Origin of the sequence: Actinokineospora auranticolor (genome assembly GCF_041897805.1) — a bacterium.
Lineage (GTDB): Bacteria > Actinomycetota > Actinomycetes > Mycobacteriales > Pseudonocardiaceae > Actinokineospora > Actinokineospora auranticolor.
This window is the reverse complement of record NZ_CP154825.1, coordinates 4258171-4283715: the sequence shown is the minus strand read 5'-3', so window position 1 is coordinate 4283715 and position 25545 is coordinate 4258171. Positions and strand designations below refer to the sequence as shown.

The following is a 25545-nucleotide window of genomic DNA, read 5'->3' as shown; positions in this document are numbered from 1 at the left end:
CGGCCACATCCGGCACTCGGGGAGATCAGCCATGCCCGCAGCTCAATGGAAACTGTCTCTACGCCTGACGGCGGTCGCGGCGATCGCCGCCCTGGCCGCGGGTGCGATGCCGGAATCGGTCGCCGCCGCCGCGCCGGAGCGAGACCGCGAGATCGCGCTCCCCGCCCCGCAGCGGGAACTCTCGGTACCGGTGCGCCTGGCCGACGCCCCGATCAAAACCGACCCCGCCCCCAAGCACGCCTTGGGCGCCACACCGGCGGTGGCATGGCCCAATGGGGTTGATACCGAGGTCGACCTCGGCGCCACTACCGGCTTGGTCAAGGCGGCCCAATCGCCGCTCTCGGTGAGCAGGCCACAGGCGGCCAAGGCGGGCCTTGCCGCACCGGGCAAGGTTCGGGTTCGCTCCGTGGAGACGAAGTCGCCCGGCTCATTGGCTTTCCGGGTGGATGGCGGTCAGACCAAGCCGGGCGTGCGGGTGTCGGTCGACTACGGCCGGTTCCGCTCGGCTTTCGGCGGTGACTGGGCGTCGCGGCTACGGCTCGCGCGCCTGCCCGAGTGCGCTCTGTCCACTCCGGACAAGCAGGAGTGCGCGCCGACGGAGGTCGCCTCGACCAACGACACCAAGGCCGGGACGATCGCCACGGACGGCGTCGCCGATGGCCGCATGTACGCTCTCGTAGCCGGCCCCTCCGGCGGTGGTGGCGACTTCGGCGCCAGCGCGCTCGCTCCGTCGTCCACCTGGAACGCGGGCGGCTCCTCGGGCGAGTTCACCTGGTCGTACCCGATGCGGGTACCTCCGACGCTGGGTGGCGCCGCGCCGCAGGTGTCGCTGGCGTACTCGTCGGGCAGCGTGGACGGTCGCACCGCTTCGACCAACAACCAGCCGTCGTGGGTCGGTGAGGGCTTCGAGCTGTCCGTCGGCGGCCATGTGGAACGCCGGTACAAGGCCTGCGCCGATGACCTCGGCGGCAACAACGGCCAGACCAAGACCGGTGACCTGTGCTGGGGCACCGAGAACGCGTACGTCACGTTGGGCGGCAAGGCCAGCGAGCTGATCCGCAACGACGCCGACGGCGTGTGGAAGCTCAAGAACGACGACGGCTCGCGCGTGGAGAAGACCACCACCTCCGGCAACGGCGACAACAACGGCGAATCCTGGCGCATCACCACCGTCGACGGTACCCAGTACCACTTCGGCACCCGTGCGACGTCGAATTCGGTGTGGACGGTGCCGGTGTTCGGCAACAACTCCGGTGAGGACTGCTACGTCACCGGGTCGTTCGCGACCTCGTGGTGCCAGCAGGCTTACCGCTGGAACCTCGACTACGTGGTAGATCCCAACGGCAATACCACCGTTTACACCTACCAGACCGAGTCCAACCTCTACGGCCGCAACCTCGCCTCCGCCGGCGCCACTTACCACCGCGGTGGCTGGCTCGACCGCATCGACTACGGCACCAACAACGCGGTCACCACCGCCCAGGCCCCGATGCGCGTGCAGTTCACCGCCGCCGACCGCTGCGTCACCGCGGGCGCCACATGCACGTCCTCGACGCCGTCGAACTGGCCGGACGTGCCCTGGGACCAGAACTGCGCGAGCGGCACCTGCGCGGGCAAGGTCTCACCCACCTTCTGGACCCAGAAACGGCTGAACAAGATCACCACCCAGGTCTGGGGCGGCACCGCCTACCGCGACGTCGACTCCTGGACGCTTGACCACCGCTACCTCGACCCGGGCGACAGCACCAGCGCGGCCCTGTGGCTGGAGTCGATCAAGCACACCGGCCTGGTCGGCGGCACCGCGACCGTGCCCGAGGTCAACTTCAACGAGGTCCCGCTCAGCAACCGCGTCGACGGCATCGACACCCTGCCGCCGCTGGTGCGCTACCGCATCTCGTCCATCGCCAACGAGACCGGCGGCCAGATCGCCGTGACCTACTCCGACCGCGAGTGCAACCGCAACGGCGCCATGCCCACCTCACCGGACTCCAACACCAAACGCTGCTTCCCGACTTACTGGACCCCCGACGGCCAACCCCAGCTGCTGGACTGGTTCCACAAATACGTCGTTACCAGCGTCACCGAGTCCGACAACACCTCCGGCGGCCGCCCGGTCCTCACCAGCTACGAGTACATCAACACCCCCGCCTGGCACTACGACGACGAGGACGGCCTCGTCCCCGCCTCGCGCAAAACGTGGTCCCAGTGGCGCGGCTACGGCCAGGTCGGCGTCATCGTCGGTGACTCCACCGTCACCAAGACCCGCACGGTCACCACCTACCTGCGCGGGATGGACGATGACAAACTCGCCAACGGCACGCGCCGCGACATCTGGGTCGCCGACGGCGCGGGCGGCACCATCGAGGACAAGAACGTGCTCGCGGCCTCAACCCGCGAGACCGTGACCTACAGGTCGGCTACCGACAACACCGTGATCTCCGCGACGGTGGTCGATCCGTGGATCTCCCCGGCCAAGGCCACGAATGTCCGTCCTTGGGGCACCACGACGGCACATCTGGTCACCAACACCAGTGTCCGAACCAGGACTGCCCTCGACGCGGGCGGCTGGCGCAACACCCGCGTCGACACCACCGTTGACGAGACCAGCGGGCAGCCGCTGACCGTGTCCGACCTCGGGGACGTCGCCACATCGACCGACGACCTGTGCACGAAGACGACCTACGCGGTCAATTCCACAGCGTGGCTGCTCGCCTACCCGAGTCGCCAGGAGATCTTGGGTGTCGCCTGCACCGGCACCGCCTCGTATCCCGCGGACCTGGTCTCCGACAAGCGTACCTACTACGACGGTGCGACCGTGCACGGCACGCCCCCTACAAAGGGGAACATCACGAAGACAGAGGTCGCGAAGTCGTGGGGTGGATCCGCGCCCGCCTATGTGGTCAGCGACCGTGCGACCCATGACCAATACGGCCGTGCGGTCGAGTCATGGGACGCGGCGGGCGAGCGCAGCACCATGGCGTTCACCCCGGCCACGGGCGGGCCGGTGACGCAGACGGTGATCACCAACCCGCTCGGCCACGCCATCACCACCGGTGTCGAGCCCGCCTGGGGGACCCCTGTATCGGTCAGTGACGCGAATGCGCGTCGAACCGATGTGCAGTACGACGCCCTCGGTCGTTTGTCCAAGGTGTGGTTGCCGGGTAGGCCGATCACCTTGAGTGCCAGCATCGAGTACCAATACGTGCTGCAGACCGGTGCGGCCAACTACGTCGCCACCAAGTCCCTACGGGTCGATGGCAGCACCTACACCTACACCTACGCCTTCTACGACGGTCTCCTGAGGCCTCGCCAGACTCAGGCGCCGTCGCCTGGTGTCGCCGGTGGTCGAGTCATCAGTGAGGTCCACTACGACGCACGTGGTTCGGCCTTCAAGAGCAATGGGCCGTTCTACAACAGCGCTCCTCCGGACTACACCCTGGTCACGCCGGTCAATGACAACGATGTCCCCAACCAGACGGTGACCGAGTTCGACGGGGTCGGCCGAAAGACAGCCGAGATCCTCCGAGAGATGGGCGCCGAGAAGTGGCGGACCACGTCGACCTACGGCGGCGACCGTGTGCACGTGGACCCGCCCGTGGGTGCCACCCCCACTACGACGATCACCGACGCCAGGGGCAAGACCACGGAGCTGCGGCACTACCTCGGCTCTGCTCCGACGGGGACGTACCAGAGTACGACCTACACCTACACCCATGCGGCGGAACTGGCCACGGTCACCGACCCCGCAGGCAGCGTGTGGCGAAACTACTACGACCTGCGGGGCTTCAAGACCCGGGAAGAGGACCCAGCGAAGGGGGCGACTAATTACACCTTCGACGACGCCGGCCGCCTGAGCAGTTCGACGGACGCGCGCAACGTCACCCTCGCCTACGAGTACGACAAGCTTTCCAGGAAGAAGGCCGTCTACGACGGTTCGCTGATCGGCACGAAGCGCGCGGCGTGGACATATGACACTGCGGCAAACGGCATCGGCATGGCCGCGTCGAGTACGCGCTTCGACAACCAGAACGCCTATACGACGACAATCAACGGCTACGACACCGGCGGCAGGTCGACCGGCACCACGGTCACCATCCCCGCGGCGGAAGGTGCACTTGCGGGCTCGTACTCGACCACTGCGGCGTACCGCCCCAACGGAAGTCTGGAAAGCCTCGCTTACCCCGCGGTCGGCGGACTTCCCGGTGAGACCGTCGCGATCGGCTACAACGCCCTGGGACTGCCCGACACCCTCACCGGAGCGAGCAGCTACGTCAAACAGACCACCTACACCGACGTCGGTGAACTCGGCCAGCTGGTCACCTCGACCGCGGCGACAGGCAAGAAGGTTACCCAGACCTTCTACTACGAGCGCGGAACGCGGCGGTTGTCGCAGTTGCGCCTCGACCGCCAGGCGACCGGGCTGAACCAGGGAAATCTCTACTTCTCCTACGACGAGGCGGGCAACGTCAAGCGGATCGCGGACCTGCCGATCGGGCTCGCGTCGGACATCCAGTGCTTCCGCCACGACAGCCAGCAGCGGATCACCGAGGCTTGGACTCCCTCGACGGACAACTGCGCGACCAACCCGACCGTCGGCGGGCTCGGTGGTCCGGCTCCGTACTGGCAGTCCTACGCCTACGACGCGATCGGTAAGAGGACCGGCGAAACGCAACATGCCGCGGCCGGCGACACGACCAGGACATACACGTATCCGGCGACCGGTCAGCCGAGGCCGACCAGTCTCAGCCGGGTCACCACGACCAAGCCCGGTGTGCCGACGACCACCGACGCGTTCACCTACAACGACGCTGGTGACACCCTCACGAGGAATGTGGCAGGCCAACCGGGACACACGCTGACCTGGGACGCCGAAGGCTCGCTCGCCTCGGACACCGCGGGTGGGCAGACCACGACCTTCCTCTACACCGCCGAGGGGGAGCGACTGCTGCGTCGTGACCCGACCCACACGACTCTGTACCTCGGTGACACGGAGCTGCGGTGCAACCGAGCCGCGGGCACTGTCACGGGGACTCGCTACTACACGTTCGCCGATCGTGTCATCGGCGCGAGGACCGCCGCCGGTGTCACGTGGTTCTCCGCCGACCACCACGGCACGAGCCACTTCGCGATCGACGCGGTCACCCTGGATGTCCAGCGCAAGCGGTATCTCCCGTTCGGTGGCAGTCGTGGGGCCGCGCCCGGCGTGTGGCCCGGCGAACGCTCGTTCGTGAACGGCACCACCGACGCCAGTACGGGTCTGGTCCACCTCGGCGCGCGTGAGTACGACCCGGCGGTCGGCCGGTTCATCTCGGTGGACCCGGTTCTGGACGTCACCGATCCACAGCAGATGAACGGGTATGCCTACGGCAACGGCAATCCCGTTACGTTGAGCGACCCCGGTGGCGATTTCTCCGACTGCGGATGCGCGTCTGATCGTTACGGCTATGACAACGTGCTCTACGAAGCCAACGGCTTGAGCCCGATCACCGCCGCCGCGGCGAAGGCATACCTGAAACCCGCGCAGCGGGACCGTTGGCAGGCAGCGGTGAACCGCGCGACCCAACGAGCCTTGATCCCGAAGCCCAAACCGCGCCCGTGGGCGAAGGACATGGAGCGCGTCAAGGCCGAGGTGGCGCAGCGGGTAGCCGACGGCAGGTCCTATGACGAACTTCTGGACTACGACAACGGTGCGCCCTCCCATATCCAGGAGGCGATGCGGGAGGAACTGCACTCGGAGCTGTGCAAGTCCTACAAGGAGAACTGCGTCGACATCGGGATCGAGATCGCCTCGGCCACGGTCTTTGTCGCCGCTCCGATCGGTGTCGGCACGAAGAAGTTCGAGTCCGCTGACATCGTGCGCTCGGCTACGGAGCAGGTGCTCACGGAGAACACGATGGAGACCCTGATCGAGGAAAACCTGTCGGAAGCCGAGATCAGGGTCATGAGGGAGAAGCCGATGCTTACCCGGATGTTCGCGGGCACAGCGGTGCACCGGGCCACCGAAAAGATTTTGGCGAGACTCTTCCCGAAACGGTTCGAGTACAACGCGTCTCGTGGACCGGACTACTTCGACAAGCAGAACAACACGCACGTCGAGTTGACCACTCGTGGGCAGGTCACGGCCCATTACCAGAGGGGTGGTGCGTATAAGGACACCGCCTACGTGGCCTACAATCTGAACATGATGGCCTCACAACGGTGAACAGGAGTCGGACCGTGTCGTCAGTGCGGCGTTTGGAGTTGGAAGGCGTTCACGTCGACGAGTCCTTCGTGGGGCTCGAACTGGACTACTTCGACGCGATGTCGGCACGGTTCGACCGCTGCGCGTTCGACAAGAGCAGGATCCGTCGAGCATGCTTCGGGTCGGGGACCGAGGTCACCGAGTACGTTGACTGCACGTTCGACGGGGCGCACATCAGTGCCCCGTCGCCCGGCGTGGCGCGGTTCGAGCGTTGCGCTTTCCGGGACGCAAAGTTGTCGAAATGGCTTTGCGAGTCGGTCGAGTTTGTCGACTGTGTATTTACCGGGCGGATTAGCGAGGTAAACTTCACCGCGGCCCGGCGTGGCGGTCGAAACCGTTTCGAACGTAACGACTTCAGCGCTGCCACCTTGGTCGGAGTCGCTTTCCGTGGCGGCATCGACCTGCTTGACCAGCGATTGCCCGCGACTGGTGCGCATATGGTGGAGGATAGTGATGTCACGATCCCGAAAATGCTGGTTCTCGCTGAGGCGTGGCCGCCCTCTCGTATCAAAGACGTCGTCGTGTCGTATCTGGAAGTGCTCCTCCCGCGCGTGCGGAACGGACAGCGGCACGTATTGTTCACGGCCGCGACCTGGGATCAGCGAAGCTACGACGGTCTGGACGTATACAGGACACTCGTGGATCTCGCGGGCCTCAGCGGCGGCCGGTGATCTGGCGTCGGTGGAGCGCTGTCCCGAGTTCGAGGCGCACGTCAGGGGAAGTCCGTCCGCTGGGACCGCTCGGGCAAGGCAACCACCGCCTTCGGTGAGGTGTTCGTCCCCGGAGGACCGAGCTACCGCTGCCATGCGCACCACAGTGACCTCGACCGGCCAGCCGCGACCACCCGGGTGTCGTTCCCAGGCGGGTGACCGGAACGAAGCCACAGCCGAACCGGGGTTCCGGCACGCCGCCTCTGCTTCGAAACCGGAAGGCTTTCGTGCGGTATTCCTGGCCTGGCCGCCTCGACAGGCGGACCGACGGTCGAGCGGCCATTGCACGTGGTGGTCCCGCTCCCGGGCCGCCTCGCCGGTGGCCGGCTTCATCGCCGCGGTCCGCAGGAACACCGGGTTCGCCTGACCACCGTTGTCGGCAAGGAACCGGCATAGCGAAGGCGCTTACGCCATCGCCGGGGTGACGAGAGCGTCCCGATGCACATCGGCCCGCTGCAGAACACTCGCGTCCTCCGGCACCGAATCAAAGGACGTCCCGGGAGACGCGCACGCCGCCTACCGATGCTTGGTCGAGGCCCGCTGCACCAGCCGACTGATCTGGAAGTCGATCGGTCTCGGTTGGTTCCTCGCCTGCGTCGAAGTCCGGGCCACGACCGGCGGCGGCTCAGTTGTCGCGGGGTTGTTCGGACAGGAAGCGTTCGAATGCGGCGCCCAGTTCGTCGGCGCTGGGGACTTGTTCGGTGTCGGTGAGCAGGGTTTCGGGGCTGCTGGTGAAGGCGTCGTACTGTTGTTCGAGGCCGTGGACCAGTTCGGTGATCTCGTCGGAGTCGGCGATTTGCCTGGCGATCTCGGCGTTGGCGCGGGCGGCGGCTTCGCGCAGGGGGTCGGTCGTGGTGACCAGGCCCGCGGCGGAGGTCAGGGCGTCGAGGAGCTTGAGGGCGGCGGCCGGGTAGGTGCTCTGGGCGAGGTAGTGCGGTACGTACGCGGCGAGGCCCATTGCGTCGTGGCCGGCCTGTCCGAGGCGGTACTCCAGCAGCGCCGACAGGTGACCCGGCACCTGCACCCGGCTGAACGGGGACTTGTCGGTGACCAGCTCGGGCCGGGTGGCGTGCGAGATGACCGTCAGCTCCCTGGTGTGCGGCACACCCATCGGGATGCCGTGGAAACCGATGGTCAGCCGCACCCCCCACCGCTCGACGAGTCCGCGCACGGCCGCGGCGACGGCCTCCCAACCCCGGTCCGGCTCGGGCCCGGCCAACAGCAGGAACGGCGTGCCTAGCGCGTCGTGCAGGAGGTGGACGACCAGTTCGGGGGCGGCGTAGTCGACCCAGCGGTCGGTGTCGTAGGTCATCGCGGGGCGGCGGGCGCGGTAGTCGATGAGGTCGTCGACGTCGAAGCGGGCCACGACCCGGTGCTCGTGGGTCTCCAGCAGGTGGGCGGCCACCGTCGCCCCGGCGGAGCCCGCGTCCATGAAGCCGTCGACGTGGTGCAGCAGCACGACCCCGGCCAGGTCGGGGACATCCGAGTCGATCTCGACCAGGTCGTCCGGGTCCAGCGCCACCACATACCTCCCACGATCAGGACTTTGTCCTGCTCAACGCCCCGGACGGCCGCGCAATTCCCCGTCGGCCGAGGTTTCACGACCGTGCGTCCCCGGCGGCGTGACGCGCACCTCCTCGCCTCGGTCTCGCCTCGGTCACCGGGCGGTGGGCGCGGGAGCCCGGGAGTCAGGTGGTGCCGGGGTGGGCGCTGGACCCCATCGAGGTGACCGTGTCCGGGGAGGGGCGGCTGGGCCCCGGCGGCACGGTGCCGGACCTGTTCATCGCCGATGGGTCCCCGAACGGTTCGCAGGCGTTGGAGAAAGTCAGCTGATCCCTTGGCGTGCGTCGGAGGGGGACGGCGATCAGTGGTAAGTGTGGGCGCCCGCCCGCGGGTTGACTGGGAACGTGGTGTGGGGCTGGCTGGGGATTCCCTAGGCCCTGTCCTCAAAGCCAGAGGGTGAGGGCGGCGAGGTCGATCATGGCTTGGTAGGACAGGGCGGTCTTGTCGTAGCGGGTGGCGATCGCGCGGAACTGCTTGAACCGGTTGAAGCAGCGTTCGACGACGTTGCGGCGCTTGTAGATCACCGGGTCGAAGGCGGGTGGCCGACCGCCTGCCTGGCCGCGGCGGGCCCGGCCGTCGCGTTGGTCGCGGCGTTCGGGAATCGTGGCCCGGATGCCGCGCCGGCGCAGGTAGCCGCGGATGGCGCGGCTGGAATAGCCCTTGTCCGCGATCACCCGCGCCGGACGTGTGGCACGTCGGCCTGGTCGTGCCGGCGGGAACCACACGCCCGCCAGCACGGTGTCGAACATGGTGCAGTCATTGGTGTTCCCGCCGGTCAAGACGGTCGTCAGTGGGCGACCGTGTCCGTCGCAGGCCAGGTGGATCTTGGTGGACAGGCCGCCACGTGACCGGCCGATAGCATGATCATCTGGTTCGGTCTGCCCGCCGCACGACCCGCTCGCCCCCTGTGTGCGCGGCCGTACGGCGCCGGGCACCGGCCGCGTGCTGATGAGCACGCACGATGCTGGAATCGACCGAGACCTCCCGGTCCAGCTCGTCGATCGCCTCCGCGATCACCCGCACCCTCGCCACCAGCATCGTGAGGGTGCCGTTGCGTGACCAGCGCCAGAACCGGTTGTAGACCGTCTTCCACGGCCCATAACGCTCCGGCAGATCACGCCACGACACCCCGGTCTTGGCCTTGAACAACATCCCGTTGATCACACGCCGGTCATCCACACGAGGGCGACCCTTCGCCCCCGACACCGGCAACAACGACTGCAACGCCTGCCACTGCTCGTCAGTCAGCTCATGCCTGCGCACCACGACACAAGATCAAACCACGTCCGGCCCACCCGCTTTGAGGACGGGCCCTAGCGAAGGAGTCCCCCATGCGGTCCCTGCCCCGCGCCGCCGTGGCGCTGGTGCTCGTCGTGGGTGGTGGCGTCCCCCTGGCCACCTCCGCGGCGAGTTCCCCGCCCGGTCCCGGTTTCGCCATGGTCGAGGAGCGGGTCTACGTCGAGACCGGCGTCGACACCGACAACAACGGGCGCCCCGACCGGGTCGCCATCGACATCTCGCGGCCCGCCGGGGCCGCGAGGGTTCCCGTGGTGTTCGAGCACAGCCCGTACGCCAAGGGGTTGAACACCGCCGCCAACCACAGCGTGACCGTGGACCGGTTGCCGCAGGAGGGGTTGTTCCCGGCGGCCCTAGCCGCGACTGGTCCGGTGGCGCGGCCGGTGCCGGACCTGCCGGACTGGTACGACGACTACTTCGTGCCGCGCGGCTACGCGGTGGTCATGGGGCACAGCATCGGCACGGGCGACTCCGACGGCTGCCCCACCACCGGCGACCGCAACGAGACCCTCGGTGCCACGGCGGTCATCGACTGGCTCAACGGGCGCGCGAAGGGTTACAACCGGTCAGGGGCCGAGGTGCGGGCGACATGGAGCACCGGCAACGTCGGCATGATCGGCATCTCCTACAACGGCACGCTGCCCAACGCCGCCGCGGTGTCCGGTGTGGCCGGGCTCAAGGCGATCGTGCCGATCGCGGCGATTTCCCGCTGGTACGACTACTACCGCGCCAACGGCCTGGTCGTGGCGCCCGGCGGCTACCAGGGTGAGGACGCCGACGTGCTGGCCAAGGCCGTGGTCGCCAACTCCGCCAGGTGCTCGGCCCAGCTCGCGGCGATCGGGCGCGACCAGGACCGCACGACCGGCGACAACACCGCGTTCTGGCAGCAGCGCGACTACGTGCGCGACGCGAACAAGGTCACCGCGGGCGTGTTCGTCATCCACGGCCAGGGCGACTGGAACGTCAAGGGCCAGCAGTACTCCCAGTGGTGGGAGGCGTTGAAGGCCAACAACGTCCCCCGCAAGATCTGGCTGCACCGCGGCGGCCACGGCGCACCGTCGCGTTCGGACTACCAGGCGGCCGTCGGGCGCTGGTTCGACTACCACCTCAAGGGGATCGACAACGGCGTCATGACCGAGCCGAAGGCCGACGTCCAGTTCGCGGACGGCACCTGGCAGCGCTACGCCGACTGGCCGGACCCCGCCGCGCGCGACACCGCCTACCGGCTGGGCGCCACCTCCGCCACCGCGCCCGGCACGCTCGCCTCGACCGGCGCGGGCGAGGTCAAGCAGACCTTCACCGACCGCGGCCGCACGACCACCGCGGCCACCCTCGTCGCGGGCCCGGACACCGCGAACACCGGCAGACTCGTCTACCGGAGCGCGGCGTTGACCAAGGCGACCAAGCTGTCCGGTGTGCCGAGGGTGACCCTGCGGGTGGCGGTGGAGAACCGCAAGGCCGCCAACCTCACCGCCCTGCTGGTCGACTACAGCGGCACCACCCCGACCATCGTCACGCGGGGCTGGATCGACCCGCAGAACCGGGCGGGTGACACCGCGGGCCGGCCGGTGGTGCCGGGCCAGGAGTACGACCTGACCTTCGCCCTGCAACCCAAGGACCACGTGTTCGCGACGGGCCACCGCATCGGCCTGGTGGTCATCTCGACCGACTACGACTACACCCTCCGCCCCACGGCGGGCACCACGTTGCGGCTGTCCCCGGCGCAGAGTTCGCTGACCCTGCCCCTCAGCTGAGACTCGGCGGGCCGGGGCGAGCCCCGCCCCGGCCCGCCGAACGGCTACGCGCCGTCGTGCACGACGCTCCAGGTCACCCGCGCGTCGCACGGCGCGTGTTTCGGGGTGAGTGTGATCGTCGGGTACACCGTGCCCGTGAAGACGAACCGGGCGTACAGGCTGCCCACGACCCGTGGCCGCAGTGTGACCTGGGATTTCCGGTTGTCCGATGCCTGGGTGCCCTCGGGGGTGCGATGGACACGACGACCTCGTCGCAGGTCCCGGTCAGCACGATCCTGCCGGTGAGCGTGGCCATTTCGGGGAAGTCGACGGGCGGCGGGTCGACCAGTCGCACCGCGGTGCTCTCGGTGCCGGTGAAGTTCCAGGTGAGGTCGCGGACGCGTTTCCCATCGACGTCCCGCTCCTCGGAGAACACCGGGTCCGTGCCCCATGCCCGCAACTTCGTACCCGGGTCCGCCGCGAGCGACATGGTCGGGCTCGACGTGGCGGGACCGGCCGTGGTCGTGCTCAGCGGCACGCCGGTGGTCGGCGCGACGCCGCCGAGGCCGCGGTCGTCCGGTCCGCCGCTGACGGTGACCACGGTCGCGATCACACCCGCGAGGCAAGCCCACGCCGCGGCGATGGACCGGCGGTGGACGCGGGCAGGCGCCGCTTCCGCCAGCAGCACGTCCACGCGATCGAGCACGGCTCGCTGCTCCGCCGGCGTGTCCACGGGCAGCGTCGGCACGGGCACGTACTCGGGCTCGGCGGTCGTCTCGTGGTCGAGGCGTTCGACGAGTTCCAGGCGCCGCGCGCGCAGCCGGGCGATCAGGTGTTCGGCCTCGGCGGCGCGGTGGCGCGTGGTCCAGTTGCGCGCGTGCCCGCGAGAGCTGCTCCTCGGCCGTCCGAGCGGCGGCGTCGGCCGAATCCACCCGTTCCCGCAGTACGTCGAGTTCGGCGGTGACCCCGCGGCAGGTGCTGTGGAGTCGGGTGATCGCCACCGTGTGGGCTATTCGCAGGCGATGCCGTCCTTGTCGTTGTCGAGTCCGTAGACGTCGCTGCCGATGACCCGGATCGGGCCGGACACGTAGGCGGGGCCGTTGCCGCTGCCGCCCGCGCAGTCGACATCGGACGCGATGGGGACACAACCGCTGTAGTTGGGGTTGCACGTGGACGCGGCCGTGGTGGTGGTGACCGGTTTCGGCGCGGGAGGGCGCGTGGTCGTGTGCGGCGCGGGTTGGGTGGTCTTGGTCGCCGGCTTCTGCGCCGGTTGCGCGGGTGCGACCGTGGTCGGGGCGGCCGGGAGTTCGGTGGTGAGGAGCGGTGCGGCCGGGGCCACGGTCGCCGTCGTTGTTGTGGTGGTCGTTGTCGTCGAAGTCGTCGTGGTTGTTGTGGTTGTTGTGGTCGTGGCAGGAGTGCGTGTGGTCTCCGCCGCGGTGTTCTTGGCGTCGTCGTTGTTGGTGGCGACCGCGATGACGAAAACCGCGCCGACCACCGCCGCCGCGATCCCCAGCGGGCGCTTCGAGCGCTTCGGCGCTGCGGCGACCTCGATCGGCACCACGGCGGGCTCGACCGGGACGACACGGGTCGGCTCACCCGCCACGGCCGGTTCCGCGGGCGGGTGCAGCCGGGAGGTCGGCGCCGAGCCGGCACCGCCGACCGGCGGGACCTGCGGGGACGGCCGCTCGTCGTCCGAGCGGCGCGGCAGGCGGAGGCTGATCTGCAGGCCCCGGGCGTCCTCCCGCTGGATCACCGCCCGGCAGCCGGGCACGCCGCCGCGCGCGGTGATCTCGTCGATCAGCGGGCCGTAGCGCCGCGACATCGCGGCGGTCAGGCCGCCGACGCGGGAACCGTCCAGCCGGACCTCGATGGCTCGCTCGCCGCGCCGCTTTCCCGCCTGGATGACGCTCCAGGCCAGCTCGACGCGAACCCGGCGCTGGCGCCCCGGCGCGACGTCGTAGCGGCGGAGCGCGGGCTGGTGGTGTTCCTCGCCGGTGACGGTGACCGCCACTTCAGCGACCAACATCGTCAGGTCAGGCATGGGTCAGGACTCCCGGGACGCACAGTAGGTTTCCTGTGCATCGGCGCGGCGGCCCGCCCGTTACCGCCATGATCCGCGCGGCTACCGTCCTGGCGTGGCCAACACGGACTGGGACGGAACGACCCTCGGCGGCTCGCTGCGGGAAGTCCACCTCGCGGAGCGCGACCGGCTCGCCTCGGCCGCCCGCGACGGGGAGTGGGCCACCGTGCTGGGGATGATCGAGAGGTCCCCGAGCCTGGTCAACGCCTGGAGACCGGGCGGGAACAGCTGGTTCACCCCCGTGCACCAGGCGGCCTGGCTGGGGGCGTCCCCGGAGGTCGTGCGCCGGATGGTGGCCCGCGGGCCCTGGCTCACCCTGCGGACGGCCGCGGGTGACCGGGCGCTGGACATCGCGCTGCGCCGGGGGAACGCGCACCTGGCGGGTCTGCTCACGCCGGTGATCCGGCACCCGCTGCGCACCGGTGTGCTGGGCGGGCACCTCCACGACCTGATCCGCGAGCGCGCCGACCACCTGGTGCGCGAGCACCGGTTGCGGCTGCCGGAGCTGGAGGTGCTCACCGAACTCGAGAAGCCGGACATGTTCTTCCCGGTTCCGGGCATGTACGGCGGGTTCGGGTACCGACTGGAGGGCGAGGGCCTCGTCGTGCGGAGCTTCTGCCGGGTGGTCGGCGGTTCCGGGCAGACCCACCGGATCACCACCGCCGGGTGCGTGCTCGTCGAGGACGGGTGGGGCTGATCGCCGGCGTGTCCGGGCCGGTCCGGCTCGTGGCCGGGATAATGGTGGTGTGCCATCCGAGGGGGAGCGGTGACTGACGAGGAACTGCTGGTGGAGGTCGTCCTGACCCGCCTGGACCACCCCCACCTGCCACTGGAGGAGATCGTCGCCCTCGTCGTGCGGCGGATGGACGAGGACGTGGTGCTGGGCCTCGCCGCCCGCGCCCTGGCCAGCCGCGACGAGCTGCGGGCCGCGGTGTTCCCCGCCGCGGTGGAGCAGGTGATGCGGGTCGTTCTCACGCTGCGCGGACGCGTCGACTAGGTGGTGGGCGAGGGGGGCTCCGGCGCGCTGGGCGGGCGCGCCGGAGCCGGGATCAGACGGTCACGGCCGTCCTGGTGTCCTCGTGCCGGGCCGGGGGCTTGGGCTTGGTGAAGTTCAGCGCGACGAACACCGTGATCACGATGCCCGCCGCGGCGACCAGGATCGCGGTGGTGAGGCCGTCGGTGATGGCGGCGGGGAGCGCGTCGCCGGTGGCGCCGTCCTCGGCGGTGTTGGCGATGGCCACCAGGACGGCCAGACCGAGCGCGCCGCCGATCTGCTGGCTGGTCGAGGCCATGCCCGAGCCGACGCCCTGTTCGGCAGGCGCCACGTCGGCGGTGGCGGCGCCGAACATCACGGTGTAGCCGGTGCCCTGGCCCAGCCCCAGGACCAGCATGCCGGGCACCAGCACCCAGTACGGGTCGCCGGGATGCATGGTCAACGCCGTGACGACCGTGCCGACCGCGCCGACGACCAGGCTGCCGACCATCGTGGCCCGCGGACCGAACCGGGTGGCCAGCCTGCCGCCGACCATCGCGCCGGTGAAGATGGCCACCATCGGGACGAGGTAGGCCAAGCCGGTCTCCAGCGCGTTGTAGCCCTGCACGCCCTGGAAGAACACGGTCAGGAAGTACAGCAGGGTGCCCATGGTCGCCATGTACAGGAACGTGACACCCATGCCGGTACCGAGGTTGCGGTCGCGCAACAGCCGCAGCGGCATCAGCGGGTCGGCGCCGCGCTTCTCGACCACGACGAAGGCGGCGAGCAGCACGACGCCCGCGATCGCGCTGATCACCGTGACCGGCGCCAGCCAGCCCGACTCCGGGCCCTGCACCAGGGCGATGACCACCGCGGTGATGCCGACCGTGGACGTGAGCGCCCCCGCCAGGTCGAACGAGCGGCCACCGACAGCGTTCGTGTCGGGGGCGGTCAACGGGAAGGCGAGCAGCAGCGCGAGCGCGGCGAGCGGGACGTTGACGTAGAACACGGCCTCCCAGCCGAACGCCTGCGTCAGGACGCCGCCGAGCAGCGAGCCCAGGATCATCCCGGAGCCGCCCGCGGCGCCCCAGACGGAGAACGCCCGGTTGCGCTCGGCGCCCTCGGCGAAGCCGGTGGAGACCAGCGTCAGCGTGGCGGGGAACAGGAACGCGCCGCCGACGCCCTGCAGGGCGCGGCCCAGGATCAGCACGGCCGAGTTCGGGGCCAAGCCGCCGATGAGCGAGGACACGCCGTAGAGCGCCAGGCCGGTGACGAACATCCGGCGCGGGCCGAACAGGTCGCAGGCCCGGCCGCCGAGCAGCAGGAAGCCGCCGAAGGTGACCGCGTAGGCGCTGATCACCCACTGCAGGGTCTGCTGGGTGAAGCCCAGGCCCGTGCCGATCTCCGGCAGGGCCACGTAGACGATGTTGTAGTCGATGGAGATGATCAGCTGGGCGAAGGCGAGCAGGGCCAGGGTCAGGCCCGCGCGGCGGCGCCGGGGGGCGCGGTCGAGGGCGCCCGCGGCCGTGGACGTCATGGTGGAACCTCTCTGGGACCGGGAAAGCGCGATGCCACACGCGGCTCGTCGAGCCGCCCGCGGGGTTTCGCTGACGAACCGATCCTGGCGGGGGCGCGCTCCCCCGGCCATCGACACCGGAATACCTTGTCAGGTGGCCGAAAGTCCGTCAGGTCACCCGCACAGTCCACAGTGGATCAATAGTGGGGGAGCGGTCGGGACGGTCCCGAGTTGACAGACTTCCGCCGCCGGCTGGCGCGCGCCCCACCCGACGACGAGCATCGACCCCGTACACGGCAGACAGCAGGCGGACCGGAGGCGTCCGCGGCACACCGCCAGGGAGCGACCGGACATGACCAGACTCGCCATCGTCTACTACTCGGCCACCGGCAACATCCACAAACTCGCCGTCGCCGCCGCGGCGGCGGGGGAGGCGGCGGGCGCCGAGGTCCGCCTGCGCCGCGCCGCCGAGATCACCACCGAGCCGCTGGCCCCGAACTTCCCCGCCTGGACCGAGGCCAACGCCGAGCACGCCGCCACCGCCCGCGACGACGTCGACGAGGCCACCACCGACGACCTCTACTGGGCCGACGCGGTGCTGTGGGGCACCCCCGGCCGCTACGGCCTGCTCGCCGGACCGCTCAAGCACTTCATCGACCGGACCTTCGAGCTGCACGCCCGCCGCGGCCTGGCGAACAAGGTGATGTCCTCGTTCACCTCCACCGGCACCCCGCACGGCGGCCAGGAGAGCACCATCCTGTCGCTCAACAACGTCTTCTACCACTGGGGCGCGATCATCGTCGCGCCCGGCGTGCTCGACGACGTGCTCCTGCGCCCGAGCAACGGCAACCCCTACGGCGTCAGCGCCACCTCGGGCCTGCAAGCCGTCCCGGGCGGTCTCGCGCTCAACGTCACCGACGACAACCTCCTCGCGATCGGGTTCCAGACCCGCCGCGTGATCGAGATCGCTGCGGCCATCAAGGCCGGGCTCACCACGTCCGTCTAGCGCCCACGAGATGGGCCACATGGCGGACGTGAACCTGGGCGACCTCGTCAGCGAGGGCGTCTCCCCGTGGCTCGACGGCCTCGACCGGCGCTGGATCGACTCCGGCTGGTTCGCGGGCGCCGTCGGCCCCAAAAGCCTGCACGGGGCGACCACCACGGTAACCGCGCTCATCGACTCGCTCACCACCACCGACGGCCCCGACCCGCACGCCCGCCCGCTGCACCGGCTGCTCGACCAGGGAGCCGACCCCGACACGGCCGCCGAAGCACTCGCCGCGGCCGTCGCCCGCGCGGCGGCTGACGCCCTGCGCGAGGTCCACCTCCACTCCGGCGGCCAAGACGGGCACGTCTCCGTCGACATCCCCGCCACCGCCGCGGGCCACGCGCGGACCGCCGAGGTGGCGGGCATGCGCGCGGCGGCCCTGCTGCGCCGCCCCAACACGATGGTCGCACTGCCTGCCACCCCCGCGGGCCTGGCGGCGACCCGCCGCTGCCTGGCCCGCGGGATAGGCGTGCACGCCACCGACGTGTACTCCACCACCCGCTACCGGCAGGTGGTCGAGGCCTACTTCGACGGCCTGACCGCGGCCCGGACCGCGGGCCTGGACCTGTCGACCATCCCCTCGCTGGTCGGCGTCCCGATCGGCCGCCTCGACGAGGCCGTCGACACCCGGCTCCGCGCGCGGCCCGCGGCCCCGCTGCCGGGATCCGCGGGCCTGGCCACCGCGCGGCTGCTCTACCACGAGTACGAGCGGTCACTGGGCGGCGACCGCTGGCGGGCCCTGCACGCGGCCGGGGCCCGCAAGCAGCGGCTGCTGTGGCACACCGCCCCCGGCGCCGTGGGCCGCGTGGTCGGCTGGGGCACGGCCACCGCCCTGCCCCGAACCGCCCTGGACACACCGGGGGAGTTGTTCGGCGACACCCTGCTCGGCGAGCACACCACCGCCCAGGCCGTACTCGACGAACTGCGCGGAACCGGAGTGGACCCGGACGCCATCGCCCGGCAACTGGAGCGGGAGGCCGCACACCGCGCCACCCGCGACTGGCACCGACTGATCCGGCTGCTCCACGACCGGCTCACCAACCCCACACCGACGCACCCGCGGTTGACGACCCCAGTACATTCGGACGTCAGTCGCCCGCGCGAAGGGGAACCGCGGGCCTGACGCACTGAGGGCGTGGGGCGTGGTTGAGGGGCATTCCGCCGTCGATTCCGCCGTGCTGGCGATGCTGGAACTGCTGTCCGGCACCGCCCAACCACACGAATACGACACCGCGATCACCCACGCCGTCACCCAGGGCGCCGACCCCGCCGTGCTCCACCACGCCAAACGGGTCGCGCTCGACGTCGCCGAACAACTGACCCGCCACCGCCACCGCGAAGCCGACTTCACCGCACTCGTCGACACCGCCCGCGAGTTCACCATCGCCACCGACGTCGACACCCTGCTCAAAATGATCACCCGCCGCACCCGCCTGCTCCTCGGCGTCGACATGGCCTACATCAGCCTCCCCGACGGCGACTCGATCCACATCCGCACCGCCGACGGACACACCTCCGTGCTCAGCGTCGGCCTGCGACTCCCCGGCGCGGGCGGCGTCGGCAACGAGGTCCTGCTCAACGCGGCCCCGTTCTGGACTGCCGACTACCTCAACGACCCACGCATCCACCACAGCCCCGCCATCGACGAGGTCGTCGAGGCCGAGGGCCTGCGCACCGTCATGGCCGTCCCCCTGTTCTCGCGGAACACACCCTTCGGCGCCCTCTACGCCGCCTCCCGCACCGTCCGCCGGTTCACCACCGACGAGGTCTCGCTGATGAGCAGCCTCGGCGACCTCGCGGGCGTCGCCATCGAACGCGCCCAACTCCAAGAACACTCCGACGACGTCATCACGCGGCTACGCGAACACCAAACCACCGCCGACACCGCCGCGGCCACCATCCGCGAGTTCACCGCCACCCACGCCAGGATGCTCGAACTGGTCATCGACGGAGCCGACCTCACCACCGTGCTCACCGAGGCCCACCACCACCTCGGCGGCAGCCTCCGCCTGACCACCACCGACTCCCGGATCCTCGTCTCCATCGGCGAACTCCCCGACGACGACCCCGACGCCCTCACCGCCGCCATGATCACCGCCCACACCGGACGCACACCCACCCGCGCACCCGACGGCCTGTGGACCATGCCCCTGCACGCGGGCAACCGACACCTCGGCGCACTGCTCCTGCGCCCCGACCACGAACCCGGCGAACACGAACGCGGCCTGATCCAAGTCGCCGCCCACGCCGCCACCACCTACCTCCTACTCGACAACCACGCGGACGCCTCCGACGACCGGCTCCGCGACGAACTGCTCGACGACCTCCTCGCCCAACCCCAACGCCCACCACACCAGATCCTCAAACGCGCCCTGCGGATGGGCATCGACCTGACCAACCCGCACACGGTCGTCCTCGTCCGCCCCGAAGGCGACGCGCTGGGCAAGGTATCGATCTGGGCCTCGGCCTACAGCCACCGACGCGGAGGCATGAAAACCCTGCACCACGACCGCGTCGTCCTGCTCATCCCCGGCGACGACGCCGACACCGCCGCGCGCGCCGTCCACGACAGCGTGTCGGCGTCGGTGCGAGAACCGACGACCGTCGCCGCCTCGAACCCCGTCACCGACGCCGCCGCGATCCTGCCCGCCCACCACGAGGCCACCCGCTGCCTGACGACCATGACCGCGCTCGGCATGGCAGGCCGCGCGTCCTCCACCGCACAACTGGGCTTCCTCGGCATCCTGCTGTCCGACCACCACGACGTCGACGGCTTCGTACACGCCACCATCGGCCCCGTCCTCGACTACGACCGACTCCGCGACACCGAACTGACCCGCACCCTCGAGGCCTACTTCGCCGAAAGCGGCAGCCCCACCCACGCCGCCAAGAAACTCCACGTCCACGCCAACACCGTCGCCCGACGACTCGAACGCATCACCGAACTCCTCGGCCCCGACTGGCAACACCCCACCCAGGCCCTCGAGGTACAGCTCGCACTACGCCTGAACCGCGTCCGCGCCCCCGACGATCAACCCGCGTAGCTCAACACCGCCTCGCTCAGCGCCGCCACCGCGTGCGCGACCGAAACGAGCGTGACGTGCCGATGCCAACCGTCATACGAACGACCAACGTAATCACGAACACCCAACCCGTCGGTCAACCGCCCGAAATCACCGTCGACCAGACCGACCAACCGCGACAACGACACCAACGCGGCGGGACCCGCCGTCACCAGATCACTCAACCAGTACTCGGGCTGAGCGCCACGCCCGACCCAATGCCCGACCAGCACGAACTCACAGGTGCCCCCAGGCAACCGCACCACCACCGCGGCCGCGGTGTGCTCGGCCGACCGCGCCCCGGGAACACGAACCGGCCTGCGCAGATGCCGCACCCCCGCCACCAGGTGCCTCGCGGCCACCTCACCGGCCCCGCCCCCCACCCGCACCAACCGCGTCGCCGACCCGACCCGCAACAGCACCGGCACACCCGCCGCCCGGAAACGACGCACGACAGCCGCCACACTCGCCGAACGAGCATCGAACACAACCGGACGCGACGGCAGACCCCAAGCCCCCGCGACCTCCAGCGACGCCGACACCGCGCAGCCCTCCACCGTCTCCGCGCCCGCCTCCTCCGGGATGGCCGCCCGGGAACGCCTGTCCCGGTCGTCAAGCCACACCCGCGGCAGATGCAACCGCCAACTCACCGGACCACACCCCGCCTCCGACGCCGCCCAAACCCCCACCGCGTACTGCGCGTTGCGCAGCTGACCGACCCCCCGATCCACACCGACCGAATGCTCACCCGCCTTCGGAATGACCATCGGCCGAACAACCCAAGCCCGCACAGGGACAACCCCGGCGACATACCGCGCCAAGACAGCCCGCACCGGCCGCCAATCCCACGTCGACTCACTGACGAAATGGTGCAACCCCTGCTCACTCACCGCCCCACCACTGACCGCCGCCAACTTCCGAACCGACTTACGCCCCTCCGCACACAACAACCCCCGCACATACACCGCCGCCTTGACCCGCTGGTCGACCCGCGGCAGACAACCGAAAAGCTCACCACACAACTCCGCGAACAACGCGTCGTCCACCGGCGCCCCGCGCGGACGCCTCGGATGAGTGGTCACAGGTGCCCCCTCTGCCTAGGACAGCCACCGCGGCCGACCTGTGGAAGTGGTGACAACACTGGCCACAGCGAGAGCAGCTGCCCAGGTGCGGCAGACACCGACCTCGACGACCCGGTGGTGGCCCAGCCACCACCCCCGGCAGCCAGGACCCCGCGGGATCGAGCCGGGGGAGAGTCAGGTGGTGGCCGGACCACCACCGGACCGCCCCCGAAAGCCCGCCTGGCCAGAATCGACCGGGGCCACCTCACCTGCCCGCCCCCGTGAGCGGGAAGAACGTCGCCCGCATCCACAGGTGACCAGACCACCACCCCCGTCCACCGCACTACATTCGGCGGCGACGGCAACCTCAACGCCGATCAAACCGACACCAGGACCGGAGAAGCACCAGACATGCACTACCTGATCCGCCCACCCGAAAGGACGTCATGGCGGATGGCCACACCCGACGTGGAGCACCTGCTCCACAGGCTGTGGCCGGACGCGGAGATCACACTCAAGCCCGTGGGGCCGCGGATGACGCTGACCTGGAATGTGGAACTCGACGACTCACGCTGGTTCGACGGCTCCCTGTCGACCAGCGGCATCTGCCTCTCCGCCGCCCGCAACCACCCGCACCTCGCCCGCCTGGCGTTCCACGCCAAGCGGGAACTCGCACCCGAACAGCCCCTGACCCTGTTCGACGAGTCACTCGACTTCGCGCTCCCGCTGGAAGGACTGACCGAGGAAGAGATCCTCGCCGCCCTGGCAGGCGACTAGACCCGGGGCCGACCCACCCCACCAGCAGCGGGGGAGTACCCCCCAAAACCTCACTCAGTCCGGAAACGCGACACCAAAGCGTTCAACCGCGCCGACAACAACGACAGATCACGCGCCGCCGAGCGGGTGTCGCCCGCACCCTCCGCCACCGAATCCGCCACCGCCGCCACCTCCGCGATGTGCGTCGAGATGTCCGACGAACCCGACGCCGCGGCGGCCAGGTTCCGGTTCATCTCACCCGTCGTCGCCTCCTGCTCCTCCACCGCCGACGCGATCGTCAACTGGTGCTGGTTGATCTCCCCGATGATCCCGTTGATCTCCGCGATCGCCGCCACCGCCGCACCCGTGTCCGCCTGGATCGCCTCCACCCGACGCGAGATGTCCTCCGTCGCCTTCGCCGTCTCCTGCGCCAAGTCCTTCACCTCACCCGCCACCACCGCGAAACCCTTACCCGCGTCACCCGCCCGCGCCGCCTCGATCGTGGCGTTCAACGCCAACAGGTTCGTCTGCTCCGCGATCGCCGTGATCGCCTTCACCACCGCGCCGATCTCCGAACTCGACACCCCCAACCGGCTCACCGTCTCCGCCGTGCCCGCCGCCGCCGTCACCGCCTGCTCCACGACCCGCACCGCCTTGCCCGCCGACTGCGCGATCGCCGACACCGCCACACTCATCTCCTGCGAACCCGACGCCACCGACTGCACATTCGTCGTCACCGACGCCGCCGACTCCGCCACCTCACCCGTCCGCGCCCGACCCGAATCCGCGTCCTTCGCCATCCGACCACTCGTCGACGCCACCCGACCCGCCGCCGTCCGCAACTCACCCGCCGACTGCCCGATCTCCGCCAACGCCGACCCCACACTGTCCAACGCGTCGTTCAACGACCCGGCCATCCGAGCGACCTCGTCCCCACCCGACACCCGCACCCGCGCCGTCAAATCACCCCGCGACAACCCCAGCAGCACCTCCGACACCGCCCCCAACTGCCGCACGATCCGCCGCGTCACCACCACACCCAACGCCACCGCCGCCAACAACGCCAACCCCAACACCACCAACGTCCACAACTCACCCGAGGACCGCACCGAATCCGCGTCCGCCCGCTGCGCCGCGCTCTCCGCGTCCCGCCGCGCCTCCAACCCGTCCAACTCCGCCACGGCCTGCTTGATCTCCGGCTGCACCCGCTTGGTGTACGCCTCCCACCAGCCCGCCGAGTCCCCCGCCTCCGCCGCCGGGAGCAGCAGCTTCCCGTACAGGTCGCGCACCTGACCCCACTGCAGCGTGAACTCCGCCAGATCCGTCGAATTGCCCGCCAACGCGTTGTACTTCGCCGTCGCCGCGTCCAACTCGGCCTCGTCCTCGGTGATCGCCTTCGCCCACGCCGCCCGATCCCCGGGCAGGGCCGCCACGTGCGCCATCAGGTCCATCCGGACCTTGATCTCCTGCTGGTGCACCAGCGACTCCTGCAACCCCGCCGCCACACCCCGCTCGTACAGCACATCCGACGTCGCACCCATGTTGTCCAGCGCCACGCGCGTCATCACCGTCGCGGCCACGATGCCCACCGACGCCACCGCCAACACGGAGAAGATCTTCGCGCGCACCGAGCGGTCGTCCAGCAACCCCATGACCCATGCCCCATTCCCTGTCGCGACGGCGTGATCCACTCATCGACCGCACCACGGGGGACATGAGCGTTCCCTAGTCCTCACCAGCCAACTCGGCCAGCAACCGGTACGTGCGGTTGCTCGCCGCCGCCGCGCGCCGCTGCTCACCGGTCGCGTCGATGTAGTTCTGGCTGGTGTTCAGGCTCGCGTGCCCCAGCAGCACCATGATCTCCACCGCGTTCGCACCGTCCTCGGCCAACCGCGTGGCGAAAGTGTGGCGCAACGCGTGCAGATTCGCGCCCGCAGGCACCCGGTCGTGCATCCCCGCCGCCCGAAAGCACGCCTTCACCAGATAATCCAACGCTCCGCGACCGATCCCCGCCCCATCACCACCCAGCACCAGGGGAGACTCGTCCGAGAACCGCGCCGCGGGGAACCGCGCCTCGCACGACGCCAGGTACGCCTCGATCACCCGCTCCAACGGCACCTCGATCGGGATCGACCGCTCCCGGTTGGCCTTCCCGTGCACGAACAGTCGCCGCTCACCGGGCCTGCCCACCACCGACGACCGCCGCAACGCCCGGATCTCCGACGCCCGCAACCCCGCCACCAGCCCGAGCGCGAGCACCAGCAGGTCCCGCTCCGACCACGGCGCCCGGGCCTTGCGGGCACCACCGGCGACCGCGGACAGCAGCTGCTCCGGCGTACCCTCGCCGCGCAGCGGCTTGGGGGAGAGGGGAGCGGGTCGGGGGCGGCCGATCGCGCCCATCGGGTTGCCCGCCACCAGGCCGTCGGCCACGCAGAACTGGAAGAACTGGTTCCACGTCGACCAGGCCCGCGCCACCGAGCTCTTCGCGTGCGTGTCGGCGAACAACCCGAACGCCTCCCGCAACACCTGGGCCGTCACGTCGTCGGCCAACACCCGCCCGACGTCGCCGACCCCGACCACCTGGGCGATCAACCGACTCACCCCGGCCAGATCCCGCCGATAAGCCGCCGTCGTATGCGGCGAGTCCTTCCGGGACCGCCGAGCCAGAAAGAACGCGTCCTGCGCTTCGACCAACCTCACCAGGTGTACATACCTGATCACCCCGACAGTCCGCGCACCGGCTGGATCATGGATAACCGCAATTATGCATCAAACAGACGTTCGAGAGCCAGGAGGTCACCGCCGGGGACCAGACCACCCGCCGACGAGTTCGCGCAGACGCGACACCGTCGCACGGCCCGGTTCGCCCGGTGCCCGGCTACGTGACGGCCAGGCGCTGATGGACGTCCACAGGCGCCCAGACGGGCCACTGGAGGCTGTCAGGGCCACATCTCGTCACACACCGGTAAAACGTCACGGTGACGCATAGTTGAGCACCTTCCGGGTGCCGACCTGCGGGTTGACGGGAGTTCGATAATCGACATTATGTCAAGTAGCGTCCGGAGGGCCGTCCCACGCGCCTCCCCAACGGCTCCCCGTCAGGCGTCCGAAGCCGCCGATTCGAGAACCGCGCCAGCTGGAGCGTCCCTCTCGTCACTCACGAGCCCCGCCGCCCGTCCCGGCGATCACGATCAAGATGTTCGCCGCAGCGCGTCTGTGCCATGCGATCACGCGCCGATCGGCGCGGGCATTGCGTGATCGCTCGCTGGTCGCCATCAGTCGACGGCACGGCCAGTACTGCGCGAGCAGGACGGACGCCGGCCGCTTCTACCTCAGCCATGGCCACCACCCGGACCTACCCAGGCGCGCAGCACAAACCTGTGCGGGAGAAAGCGACGCAGAGTGCGAACGCCGAGGTTCGACCCGTCAACCCGGACGCCGACCACCACCACGCGCCACCGCTCGTACCGCCGCGGAACGGCAGGTCGCCGCTCAAGCCTTGATTG

Annotated in this window: 17 protein-coding genes and 1 pseudogene; 10 read left to right on the top strand and 8 right to left on the bottom strand. The window is 69.8% G+C overall.

The window, feature by feature from the left end; translation table 11 throughout:
* Positions 1-31: 31 nt before the first annotated feature.
* Together V5P93_RS18850 and V5P93_RS18845 are read left to right on the top strand one after the other, a co-directional pair.
* Positions 32-6202, top strand: coding sequence for an RHS repeat-associated core domain-containing protein (locus tag V5P93_RS18850; RefSeq protein ID WP_146108122.1), 6171 nt, complete (start codon positions 32-34; stop codon positions 6200-6202).
* 14 nt (positions 6203-6216) lie between these two features.
* Positions 6217-6912, top strand: a complete 696-nt coding sequence (locus tag V5P93_RS18845; RefSeq protein ID WP_146108121.1) for a pentapeptide repeat-containing protein — start codon at positions 6217-6219, stop codon at positions 6910-6912.
* 664 nt (positions 6913-7576) lie between these two features.
* Here V5P93_RS18845 and V5P93_RS18840 read toward each other — a convergent pair.
* Positions 7577-8473 carry a PAC2 family protein gene (locus V5P93_RS18840; RefSeq protein ID WP_104480545.1) on the bottom strand — a complete coding sequence of 299 codons (897 nt, stop codon included), beginning with the start codon at positions 8471-8473 and terminating at the stop codon, positions 7577-7579.
* Positions 8474-8646: 173 nt separating this feature from the next.
* Here V5P93_RS18840 and V5P93_RS18835 point away from each other — a divergent pair, with 173 nt between their 5' ends.
* On the top strand, positions 8647-8784 hold the full coding sequence (locus V5P93_RS18835; protein WP_181043614.1) for a hypothetical protein: 138 nt from the start codon (positions 8647-8649) through the stop codon (positions 8782-8784).
* A gap of 113 nt (positions 8785-8897) precedes the next feature.
* Here the strand turns inward: V5P93_RS18835 and V5P93_RS18830 are convergent.
* A pseudogene (locus tag V5P93_RS18830) lies at positions 8898-9780 on the bottom strand (IS5 family transposase).
* Between the two features lie 65 nt (positions 9781-9845).
* Between V5P93_RS18830 and V5P93_RS18825 the strand changes: the two are divergent.
* A complete protein-coding gene (locus V5P93_RS18825) occupies positions 9846-11564 on the top strand; it encodes a Xaa-Pro dipeptidyl-peptidase (RefSeq protein ID WP_104481391.1) in 1719 nt (572 codons plus the stop codon).
* Between the two features lie 73 nt (positions 11565-11637).
* Here V5P93_RS18825 and V5P93_RS18820 read toward each other — a convergent pair whose 3' ends face one another.
* A complete protein-coding gene (locus V5P93_RS18820) occupies positions 11638-12249 on the bottom strand; it encodes a hypothetical protein (protein WP_374065041.1) in 612 nt (203 codons plus the stop codon).
* A 303-nt stretch (positions 12250-12552) separates the two neighbouring features.
* Positions 12553-13584 (bottom strand): hypothetical protein, encoded by a 1032-nt coding sequence (locus V5P93_RS18815; protein ID WP_219824097.1) that lies wholly within the window; start codon positions 13582-13584, stop codon positions 12553-12555.
* A 94-nt stretch (positions 13585-13678) separates the two neighbouring features.
* Between V5P93_RS18815 and V5P93_RS18810 the strand changes: the two genes are divergently transcribed.
* Entirely contained in the window at positions 13679-14320 is a 642-nt protein-coding gene (locus V5P93_RS18810) for an ankyrin repeat domain-containing protein (protein WP_219824096.1), read from the top strand.
* Positions 14321-14389: 69 nt separating this feature from the next.
* Positions 14390-14620 carry a hypothetical protein gene (locus V5P93_RS18805; protein WP_104481389.1) on the top strand — a complete coding sequence of 77 codons (231 nt, stop codon included), beginning with the start codon at positions 14390-14392 and terminating at the stop codon, positions 14618-14620.
* Between the two features lie 52 nt (positions 14621-14672).
* Here the strand turns inward: V5P93_RS18805 and V5P93_RS18800 are convergent, their stop codons facing one another.
* Complete coding sequence (locus tag V5P93_RS18800) at positions 14673-16133, bottom strand: MFS transporter (RefSeq protein ID WP_104481388.1); 1461 nt, start codon at positions 16131-16133, stop codon at positions 14673-14675.
* Positions 16134-16464: 331 nt separating this feature from the next.
* Here V5P93_RS18800 and V5P93_RS18795 point away from each other — a divergent pair, with 331 nt between their 5' ends.
* The 3 genes from V5P93_RS18795 to V5P93_RS18785 are packed head-to-tail and all read left to right on the top strand — an operon-like array spanning position 16465 to position 20204.
* On the top strand, positions 16465-17118 hold the full coding sequence (locus V5P93_RS18795; RefSeq protein WP_104481387.1) for a flavodoxin family protein: 654 nt from the start codon (positions 16465-16467) through the stop codon (positions 17116-17118).
* A gap of 19 nt (positions 17119-17137) precedes the next feature.
* Positions 17138-18283, top strand: coding sequence for a transaldolase family protein (locus V5P93_RS18790; protein ID WP_181043715.1), 1146 nt, complete (start codon positions 17138-17140; stop codon positions 18281-18283).
* Between the two features lie 19 nt (positions 18284-18302).
* Positions 18303-20204: a helix-turn-helix domain-containing protein gene (locus V5P93_RS18785; RefSeq protein ID WP_146108230.1), complete on the top strand. Its 1902-nt coding sequence runs from the start codon at positions 18303-18305 to the stop codon at positions 20202-20204.
* Here the strand turns inward: V5P93_RS18785 and V5P93_RS18780 are convergent.
* On the bottom strand, positions 20192-21268 hold the full coding sequence (locus V5P93_RS18780) for a transposase (RefSeq protein ID WP_104481384.1): 1077 nt from the start codon (positions 21266-21268) through the stop codon (positions 20192-20194). The genes V5P93_RS18785 and V5P93_RS18780 overlap by 13 nt on opposite strands.
* A 468-nt stretch (positions 21269-21736) precedes the next feature.
* Between V5P93_RS18780 and V5P93_RS18775 the strand changes: the two genes are divergently transcribed.
* A complete protein-coding gene (locus V5P93_RS18775) occupies positions 21737-22060 on the top strand; it encodes a hypothetical protein (RefSeq protein WP_104481383.1) in 324 nt (107 codons plus the stop codon).
* A gap of 50 nt (positions 22061-22110) precedes the next feature.
* On the opposite strand, the gene V5P93_RS18770 is transcribed toward V5P93_RS18775, so the two are convergent.
* On the bottom strand, positions 22111-23691 hold the full coding sequence (locus tag V5P93_RS18770) for a methyl-accepting chemotaxis protein (RefSeq protein ID WP_104481382.1): 1581 nt from the start codon (positions 23689-23691) through the stop codon (positions 22111-22113).
* A gap of 73 nt (positions 23692-23764) precedes the next feature.
* On the bottom strand, positions 23765-24757 hold the full coding sequence (locus V5P93_RS18765) for a tyrosine-type recombinase/integrase (protein WP_104481407.1): 993 nt from the start codon (positions 24755-24757) through the stop codon (positions 23765-23767).
* Positions 24758-25545 lie beyond the last annotated feature (788 nt).